The sequence below is a fragment of the Bartonella japonica genome (genome assembly GCF_040545385.1).
GTDB classification, from domain to species: Bacteria; Pseudomonadota; Alphaproteobacteria; order Rhizobiales; family Rhizobiaceae; genus Bartonella; species Bartonella japonica.
The window spans coordinates 41,691-52,296 of sequence record NZ_JBEPLT010000012.1 but is presented as its reverse complement, the minus strand read 5'-3'; the positions used below and the strand labels follow the sequence as shown (position 1 = coordinate 52,296).

3 protein-coding genes are annotated in these 10,606 nt (G+C 37.0%); all 3 read right to left on the bottom strand.

Annotation, left to right across the window (positions count from 1 at the left end; translation table 11 throughout):
* Positions 1–2,808, bottom strand: a 2,808-nt coding sequence (locus ABID39_RS05920) for an autotransporter outer membrane beta-barrel domain-containing protein (protein ID WP_354186975.1), incomplete at its 3' end; no start/stop codon positions are given.
* 145 nt (positions 2,809–2,953) lie between these two features.
* Positions 2,954–5,578, bottom strand: coding sequence for an autotransporter outer membrane beta-barrel domain-containing protein (locus ABID39_RS05915; RefSeq protein ID WP_354186973.1), 2,625 nt, complete (start codon positions 5,576–5,578; stop codon positions 2,954–2,956).
* Between the two features lie 1,060 nt (positions 5,579–6,638).
* Positions 6,639–9,596, bottom strand: coding sequence for an autotransporter family protein (locus ABID39_RS05910; RefSeq protein WP_354186971.1), 2,958 nt, complete (start codon positions 9,594–9,596; stop codon positions 6,639–6,641).
* Positions 9,597–10,606: the final 1,010 nt, after the last annotated feature.

The following is a 10,606-nucleotide window of genomic DNA, read 5'->3' as shown; positions in this document are numbered from 1 at the left end:
GAATAAAGCGTTAGGCAAAAGCATATAAGTTGGCAATTGCGGAACCACAGCGCGAATTCCTTGCTTAGTCCGAATATCAGACTTAGCAGAAACAGGCGCTAGAATAGAATCCGTAGAAAGAGATGGAGTAGATATATCTGTAGAAGAGACCTCTATCGGATCAGATGATGCAGACGGAAAATCCGTAGTAGAAGCTCCATCAGAAGCAGAAGAATCGGGTGTAGGCGGGGTAACTGGAATAGATGGTACAGATAGCTCAGACGGAGAATCCGTGGGGGGTACAGACATAGAATCAATAGGGGCAGGTCTAACTGAAGAAGATTGATCAGAAGTCTCATCAGACGATTGATCAGAAGTCTCATCAGACGGAAGAGAAGGAGGCATAAGCGGAATAGGTAGTACAGGAGTAGACCCAGCAGGAAGGGACTCAGCTAAATCAGATGAAACAGACGGAGAATGATCCTTAGTAGAAGCTCCATCAGAAGCAGAAGAATCGGGTGTAGGCGGGGTAACTGGAATAGATGGTACAGATAGCTCAGACGGAGAATCCGTGGGGGGTACAGACATAGAATCAATAGGGGCAGGTCTAACTGAAGAAGATTGATCAGAAGTCTCATCAGACGATTGATCAGAAGTCTCATCAGACGGAAGAGAAGGAGGCATAAGCGGAATAGGTAGTACAGGAGTAGACCCAGCAGGAAGGGATTCAGCTAAATCAGATGAAACAGACGGAGAATGATCCTCAGTAGGAGCTCCATCAGAAGCAGAAAAATCGGGTGTAGGCGGAGCAACTGGAATAGATGGTACAGACGAAGAATCTATGGGTAGTGCAGGCGTAGAATCAGTAGAAGGAGAGACAACTGGAGGAGACTTATCAGATGAAGGAGATGCTGGTAAAACAGATACATTCTCAGAAGGATTTGATGGTGGCTGAATGTAGACAGCTTCGAGACGAAAATCCCAAAAATCTCTCCTCCCCTTAACTAATCTATTTTTGGAATCCGCCTTTCCAAAAGAAGAATTTTGTCCATAACCACGAAGGTGGTATTGATAAGGAAAACCACTTACTGTGGTATAATTACTGATTAACTTAAAAGAATCCTCATTTGCCTTCCCAGAAACTTGAATAAGTGAAATGCTCTCAGTGCTTCCATTACTTACCTTTCCACTGCTCACCTTCTTTTCTGAGTTCCTAAAAAAATCATTCATATTAACCAAAGTTGTTCCCGAAACATCACCATTGATCAAAATACGATCATTTTTGTTAGGCTCAAACAAGCCATTCTCATTCAAAAACGCACCGAGCGTAATCTGAACATTACCCTTCGCAATATATACTTCTTGGTATCGTTCACTTTCAATGCACAGTGTTTGATAACCACTGGATCCATTCTGACTGAAAACAAGACTACTATCAGAAAGCTGCAGACGAGAAACGGAGAAATCAACAGAATTAGATTCTTGTAAATCTTTCTGTCTTCTTTTTTCTATAAACCATGTTGAACCATGATTTAACTGTAAAACAACACTAGCCGCCTTCCCCACATGGATACCTCCTCTAAGTGAAGAATCCTGAGCTTTAATAGATACAACAGAGTTATTTTCAGCTTTTAATAACAAACCACCAGAAACCTTTGTATTTTCTGATAATTCAATAGAAGCTTCAACACCATAACCGTCAGCGCCAGTGGCATAAATAGCCGTCCCATCCGGAACTGCAAGAGTTGTATTCGACAAATGAACAAATGCCTCCCCCATAGTAATATGTGGTGTTTTCGAAACAGTCTCTTCTTTTCCGTAGAACTTAGCTACTTTATTAGAATCTAACAGATTAAAATACAGACCATACTCCCCTTTTCCTTTTACAGAAATCGTTGAATTCTCGATCTTAATATTTGTCTTCTTTAAAGTATCTGATGTGATATAATCTTGAATAAATTGGCCTTTGCTATTTAAAAAAACTGAGAAATTTTCGACCAAGAAGCCATTCATATCAGTAAGTTGCAGAGAAGACGCCTTCAAATGAACATTCCCACCTTGTAAAACCTCAAATGCCTCTGATAATGTGCTTGTATTTGTATCATTGACTGTGGCATTCTCCTTTTTTCCTGTTCCCTCAATTGTAAGGTTAGAAAGAAGGTATTTCCCACCAAGACGCGATAAAAATGAGCCCTTCTCATTAAAAGTAACCGAGCCACCCGACATCCTAACCATTGCACCAGACTCACTAACAATACCTGCATTCACATTTAAATTATTTTGTGTTTTTAAACCGCTTGTTTGCGTATTTAGACCGCTTGGATCGATTTCAATACCTATACGAACTAAAGCAACATCCGTCTCTTTCCCCGATGCATAAATAGCCTGAGGGCTCCCCTTAATAGCCCCATCTGTCATGCTAATAGTTCCTTTCTCAGCACGAAGTCCGAGTACACCCTTAAAATTTGATTCCTTCAGAATAAACTTTCCATTATCTTTCACATATCCACCATAGATAGATATCGTATTTGAATCACCTCCTGAGATTTCTATCTTAGACGCATCAATAATTGTGCCTTTTTTTTCTACATGTATGACTGCGACAGGAACCGAACCAGAAGAATCTTTCTGAGAATCTGTTAAATTATAAGTTTTATTTTTGATTGTATGTGTTTTACCATCGTTGCACATAATATAAGAGCTCCCTGTTACATCACAGGAAGCTCTACGATTATCAGAATTTGCATTAACACTTACAGTTGAAAGAAAAGAAAAAGTAATAGTTGTAAAATTAAATAAAAACCTATAATTTTTAGCTATATTAATCATAACTTTATTGTAAACTTTCTCCCCCCCTTTATATTTAAGAGAAAATAATATGATAATTTAAATATTTACAACGTAAAAAACTATTCTTGTAGTTTCATATAACACCCCTCACTTATGTAAAAATTACCTTATATTTCACGGATAACTAAAAACGGTAGCGAAGACTGCTAGAGAAACTCATTCCTGAAAAACCAGCTTTTCCAAATTGATGCTGATAGGTTACATCTCCATGAAACGCAAATTTTGAAGATAATTGCGCATTAAAACCCAATCCCGTTTCTAGAAAAGAACCAAAAGCACCCAACTGGAAAGCATCTTCAAAATGCACAGACTGACTTCCTCCAAAACCACGAGCAAAATGCATCTTGCCAGTAAAAGAAACAACACGCCCTTCTTGTGAGGTATCAAGGGTCTTCGTTAAACGCACACCAGAACGCATGATCCACTTATCAAGTCTTCCCATATCAATATCAAATCCATCAACATCGGATGTCTTATCAAATCGTAAATTTTGGTACATAACCTGAACCTGCGGATCAAAAACAAGACCTTTGTGCCCTGTCATAATCGACTTACCAGAAGTTAACGAAGCACTCAGAGATTTTCCCTTCAATGTTGCCGTCTTTCCCCTTGCAAGAGTAAGAACATCACCTTTAAAAGAACCATATGAGAAAAGACTATCTACATAAAAGCCCTCATCATGCTGAACAGTACCATAGGCTGCGGCTGTCCATTTATCAAATGCACTCTTCTGACTTTGTTCAACATCTCGAGGTTGTAAAGAAAGCTTTCCGTAAGACCCCATAACCCCAAAAGACATAGCAATATTAGAATCTTCAATTGTTTTCAGTAAGAGACCTGCCTCTACACCATTATAATCAAGGTTACCTCCGTAACCATATTCAAGTGTAGATAAATCCGATCCATAACGATAGTTCCCACCATATCCGCGCAAGAATAAAGCAGGATTTTCATAAATTTCTGGCATCCCAGTATCAGTAACACGAAGTGCTTCCAATTGCTTATTTTGATTTCTTACATCCATCAAACCAGCATGAAAGAAAGCGTTTGGTAAAAGAAGATAAGTTGGGACTTGCGGCACAACCGCCATAATTACCTCTTCATGCTGAGAAAGAGAAGAAGCGGAATCCAACATTATGGAATTATGATGAACATGACCCTCAGCAGAACGGGATGTACGACGACGAGAAGAAACTCTCTGCACCTGATTCTGACTAGAACGGGATGACGTAACGCGCTCGATATAGTCAGGTTCAAGACGAAAATCCCAAAAATCTTCAGTACCATTAACCTGATCTTTACGCCCATTTTTTGCTTGCCCTGGACCGTAAGCACGAAGACTATAACGATAAGGTGATCCCTTTAATGTTATATAAGGAACTGGTGATTTAAAAGAATTCTCCGTCGCCTTTCCATAAACCTGAATAATTGAAACGCCGCGAGCACGCCCTTGACGACCTTTGCTCTTTTTCACCTTATTTGTCAGTTTTTTTGGAATGCTCACTACATATACTTTAGTTGTTCCATAAACATCACCATAGATTAAAACTTTATCAGCCTGTATTACCTGATTATCTGTAGAAAAAGATGCATTTACATGAAGACGCGCATCACCATGCGCAACGTAAGCATGATCTGAATAGCTATCATTTAATCTCCCGATACGAAGCACCTGATAACGACTGTCTTGTGGTTTCTTAAAAAAAACAGAACTGTCAACAAGCCTCATAAATGAAATCGACGAATCCGTAGATTTTCCATTCCATAGATTATTGTTTTTTCTTGGTGTCACAGTCCACTGCGCCTTATTAGATAATTCAAGCTCAGCATAAGAATTGCTGTCAATACGTGCTCCTCCTACAAGGAAAGAATTATTCGCTTCAATCACCGCATAAGAATTATTTTTAACTTCTAATAACAAATCAGCAGAAACACGCGAACCATCTGATACAGTGATATAAGGAACCCTTCTAGAATCATCGACATAAACAGCCGTACCATCGAAGGCTCTTAAAGTGCTCTTCTTAAACTGAAACTCTCCTAATTCGGAAAGTAATTCACCCACTACATATTCATAATCGGAGAGACCTCCCTGAAAATGTAAACCGTGAGTTCCATGCCCCTTAATAACAATGTTTGTATTATAAATAATACCCTTAGATAGTTCCTGCAATTTTAGCGAATAACCATTGTAAGGAAAAACTGCTGGTGCACTTTCACCTACCAAAGCATGAACATTGGCAACGTCAACTTTACCATCTTTAACAAAAAGAAAGCTTCCTTGTTGCACACCAAAAACTGACCGATTTATGCCATTATTACGGCCGCTTATTTCTTTGCTCTTTCCAGTATTAACACCATTTCCAGTAACAGAAATACTATCTAAGATAGTTATAACTTTTCGAGCAGTCACCACTTCTGACGCAACTGAACCAACTCCTTTCAACTGTAGCGTCCCCCAATTTTTTGAATCCAGTCCTTTTTCTGGTTTTATGACTATTTCACGAGACTTTTCCGTGACCACAGCACCAACAAGTTTCTTATCAAAATTATCCTCATATGATGTAGAAATATCTTTCGATGCAAAAGAACCTTTAACTTTTTCAAAGTTATTACATGAATATGACTTAAAAAGAGAACCACATGAAGCTTTTAAATCCTGTGCATCAGCGGCTATATTGAATGCGAAAGGGAAAACAGATGTTGTAAGAACACATAAATATGCATGGCGTTTTAAAACTTTAATCATAATTTATTGTAAACTTTCTTTCTCACGCTTATTAAAAACTGAATAGATACAACCAACAATTAATCTATTATGTATTAATCGCTTAATTCGTTTTGTGTTAAATGTAAAGCCATAACCAAAAAAATAACATGTTAAAGTCACAATTTATATTTTTGTTATGTTTTTGATTTTCGCAATAAATGCGTTAAAGAAAAATACAGCTAGAAATAGTAAGCTTCATCCACCAGAAAATCTTTTCCAGAAAAACAAACCTTGATAAGTTTATACACGTATCAAGTCACTATGGAACGTAATTTTTGAAACAATTGCGCATAAACAGCAAATCAAATTTCTCTAAAAATTCCAACTAGAAAATATTTCCCAAATACACAATTTGTTTATGGCTAAAATCACAAATGAAATATTTTCTAGGAAAAATAACCTGTACTTCTTCAATCATGCAGAAACGTCTTGGTAATATAATCAACGTCTCTATAACTCGATCCATAGTTTCACCAGTTATTTTAATGAGTTTTATAAAGATTTTATGCGCATGCCCCTTCATAGACAGCTTAATAAGACACCATTTCGCTACCTAAAGGTAGCTCCATTGAAGAAAACATATCAATATAATACAAAAAAGAATAACCATTATAAAACAACATATATAATTCTTCTATAATTTTCTTTCTACTTCTTATGAAAATAAGAATACATTCCGTTCAATTACTTTTCTAGCATATATCTTTCATGAACTCATTTTAGGTTTCATACAGATTTATGTTTCATATAAAACCAAAATAAAAAACATTAAAGAGATCACAATTTAAAATTGCGATATTCATAAAAAACGTCTAAAATACAACTAGAATTTGTTGAAAATATCGCCACAAAAAACAAAAATTAAAAATCATGAAGTATAAAAATCTTATCTTCATTTTCAGGTAAACAGCAAAGAAATATTTTTGCATTTTTAAAGACATGTAAAGAAATTATTTTGAAAATAACCAATAAAATAACAGACAAAAAAGCCACAAGCATAGCCTGTGGCTCTTTAAAGGATTGACTCCAAAACATTACACTAGAACTGATAGCGTGCTCCACCAGAAAAACTTATTCCAGAGAAACCTGCTTTATCGAGTTTATGTTGGTAAATCAAATCAGTGTGAAGCGAAAAATTTTGAGATAATCGCGCATTAAATCCTAATCCAGCCTCTAGAGAAGAACCAAAAGCCCCTAACTGGAATGCATCCTTGAAGTGCACTGTCTGTTTGCCTCCAAAACCATGAGCAAAATAAAGTTTACCATAGAAAGCAACAACATTTACTCCTTCAGATCCAGCAGATAACTTAGACAAACGCCCACCAACACGTGCTACCCATTGATCAAGTGTGCCCATCTCAATGTCAAAGTTATCAATATCACGAGCCTTACTAAACTGGAGATGCTGATAAACAACCTGAGCTTGTGGCTCAAAGACAACACCCTTATAACCTGTGGCAAATGACTGACCACCAGTCAATGAAACGCTTAAAGGATTGCCTTTCAATGTAGCTGTCTTGCCACGTGCAAAGGTAAGAACATCACCTTTAAACAGACCATAGGAGAGAAGACCATCCACATAGAAGCCCGCATCATGCTGTACGGTACCATAGGCTGATGCTGTCCATTTATCAAATGCACTCTTCTGGCTTTGTTCAACCTCTAAAGGTTGCAGAGAAAGTTTTCCATAAGATCCCATCACCCCAAAGGACACGGTACTTCCAACATTCTCAATGGTTTTCAGCAAAATACCCGCCTCTATACCATTATAATCAACATCACCCCCATAACCATATTCAAGTGCAGATAAATCTGAAGCATAACGGTAACGTCCACCATAGCCACGCAAATATAAAGCAGGATTTTCACGAGCTTCTAACGTTCCACCGGAAGCAATACGCACAGCTTCCAACTGCTTATTTTGATTGTTAATATCCACCAAACCAGCATGGAATATACTATTTGGCAAGAGAAGATAAGTGGGAACTTGCGGAACAACAGACCTTACAACTTGTTCAGGAAGAGGTTCCAATTGGTCAGGACGAAGCTCAAAATTTGAATCTGTACCAGCAGAAGGCTGCGGTCTTAACACAATTTCAGGTTCGGGCTTAGGAGCAGGGTCAACATATCGATTTTCAAGACGAAAATCCCAAAACTCTCCCTCACCTTTGACCAACCTTTGCTCAGAATGTGCTTTTCCTAAACTAGAACTCGGACCATAAGCATAGAGCTTATATTGGTAAGGCAAATTTTCCAACGCAACATAACCGCCATCTAGTGTAAAAGAATCTTCCTTTGCCTCTCCAGAAACCTGAATAATGGAGATACCATGATTATTTCCGCCACTCCCCGTTCCTCCTCCTGGGCTTCCAGAAACAGTTTGCACATGAACTATCGTTTTTCCCTCAACATCACCATAGATTAAAACCCGATCTGTTTTCTGATCTTTAAGAGCTCCTCCCTTATTCAAATATGTATTAAGATAAAGATGCGTATCACCCTGTGCACTATAAACTGCTTCCTCTCTTATAACAACAATATGTGTCCTACCATACGGACGAGAAACTTTCTTTGCCCCCTCTCCAACACAAAGTGTCTGATAACCATCAGCTATATCAGCTTTTGGTTGTGAAAAAACGATAGAACTATCTGCAAGAGATACCCTTGAAACAAATGACTTATCTATAGAATTCGAATCCTGAACTTTTTGATATTGAGGTCGAGACAAAGTCCACTTTGAATTTCTTAAATTCAATAAAATAATAGAACTTTCATCAACATGACTTCCCCCTGAAAGAACAGAGGAATTAGCAAAAATCTCTAAAGAAGAGCTATCATCAGCTTTTAACAATAGATCTCCAGAAAGCACTGTACCTTCTGCAAGTGTAACAGAACTACGAAACTTGCTACTATAAACAGCTGTGCCATTCGGAACTGTAAAAGAAGTTTCTTGCAAATCAACAGTATATACTCCAGCTACAACCCCACCGTTCTTCCATGCACCTTCTTCATCTTTCAAAAAGCGCATACCATAAAAGTCTTCTCCCCCCTTCACAACAACAGTAGATTCTGAAAGCAGAGCAGAACCATGTTTTGCCTGGAGTAAAATGCCATGCGCATCAACAACATCCACCTTACCTTTGATAAAATGAATAAATCCATGATCTTTCGATATATGAAAAGCTGAGCTTTCACTAGACCTTTCTGTATTTTCCTCTCGGAGCCCCTTTCCAGTAATAGAAGTCTCTACGAGAGCGACATATCCTTTTCCTTCTGTTTTAACCCCTGTACCCCCTGTAAAATCAACTGTTCCCCCTTTCATCATAATGTCTGCACTAATACTCTTATTCTCCTCATTACCATTGCTTACCTCAGGAGTACGACTTAAAAGACCTATTGCTTTGTTACTCGCTTTAATATTTGTATTAACTAAATTAACATAAGATCGCCCACTAACACCATTTTCCGTATGTGCAAAAACACCTACTTTATTGGCATCAATCGTCCCATTTTCTATAACAACGCTACCATGAGCAACATCCACACCTGTTGATACATCTTTCAAAGTTGAACTATTCAGAACAATTTTTCCACCCTCTGATGCTTTTGCGCCAATTTCCCAAATTTTTCTTTCTGCTTCATTACTCGCACCAGCATTCGCACTCTTAACAGTGATCTTATCTCCTTTAACACTCGTTTTATCTTTAGAAACCTCTATAGCAATATTTACATTACCACTGCCATTTTTTTCATAAGTCTTATCAGAAATTACTTTGCTTTTACCATCACTACATTTATAAAATGAAGCTGAAGCTTCTCCGTTACATGAAGCCCCGCTATTTTCTACCTCACTACGCCCCACATTACTCTGTGCATTATTATTAGTAACACCCGAACCATTGCCATTCACTTCTTGCCTAGCAGATACATCGTGTACAAAAAAAAGCATCGCTGTTGTTACAGCATATAAAGAGAGATAATTTTTAAATTTGACCATAATTCCACCATAAACTCCCCCCTCGACTTAATTAGACACACGCACTCTGCTAAGCTTCTTTGACCAAGCACAGCATTAAGTACATTCTGTTTTAATATTCAGCGCACTATTAGTTTATTTTGTGCTTTATGTAAATGTAAAAATACAATGAAAAAAATAATATAATATAAAACTCATTAAAAAAGCAGTTATCTAAAAACAAATTTAATGAATTTATAAACAATCAAAGTGCATATTTGACACATTATAGTGCATTCATTGAAAATGATTATTTATCCATATTGCATATTCAATGAAATCCAGAATATAGTAAAATCTTTCCATTTCAGTCTTTTTTTATAACGGATCTATCAAAACTGCTCCTTTGCACATCATAAGTGAGATAAATATATGGATAAAAACCGCTTTTTAAAAGGCTAAAAGTGTCTCTTGTGAAATACCTCAATATAAGATCTACTAAAACAGAGATCTGAAAAATAGCATGATGGTGCAACTTATTTCCTGAAAATTAACCACCCGGCATAGACATAACTGCATGTTCATTAACATAATTGCATGTTTAAGACAGAAAAGTAAATCGACATCCTACGGATAATCCTAGCTTTTATATACTAAACTGAAAAAAGAAGATTGCATATATTTATTTGTGTTATTCCTGAAAACAGCAATACAATCTCATTTGAACAGAATATGAAGGCATAAAAATGTCAACTATCATCCATTTTTATCCTTCTCCTTTTATTTGACATTATAACTTTCCAAAATATCAAAAGCTTTATCATTTAAAATACTAAATACGTAAGAAGTTCGTGTTTTTATTCTCGCCATCCTTTATAATGAAATGCCCTCCTCATAAAATACAGCATGGACATAGCGTAGTTCATTCACATACTCTTTAGGGTAACATCTTATTTTGCCACAAACCTATTCCACCACAGCACTCGTAAAGAAGTATAATAAAAATCCATTGGATCCCACCATAAAAAACCAAACATATTATTCTATCTATC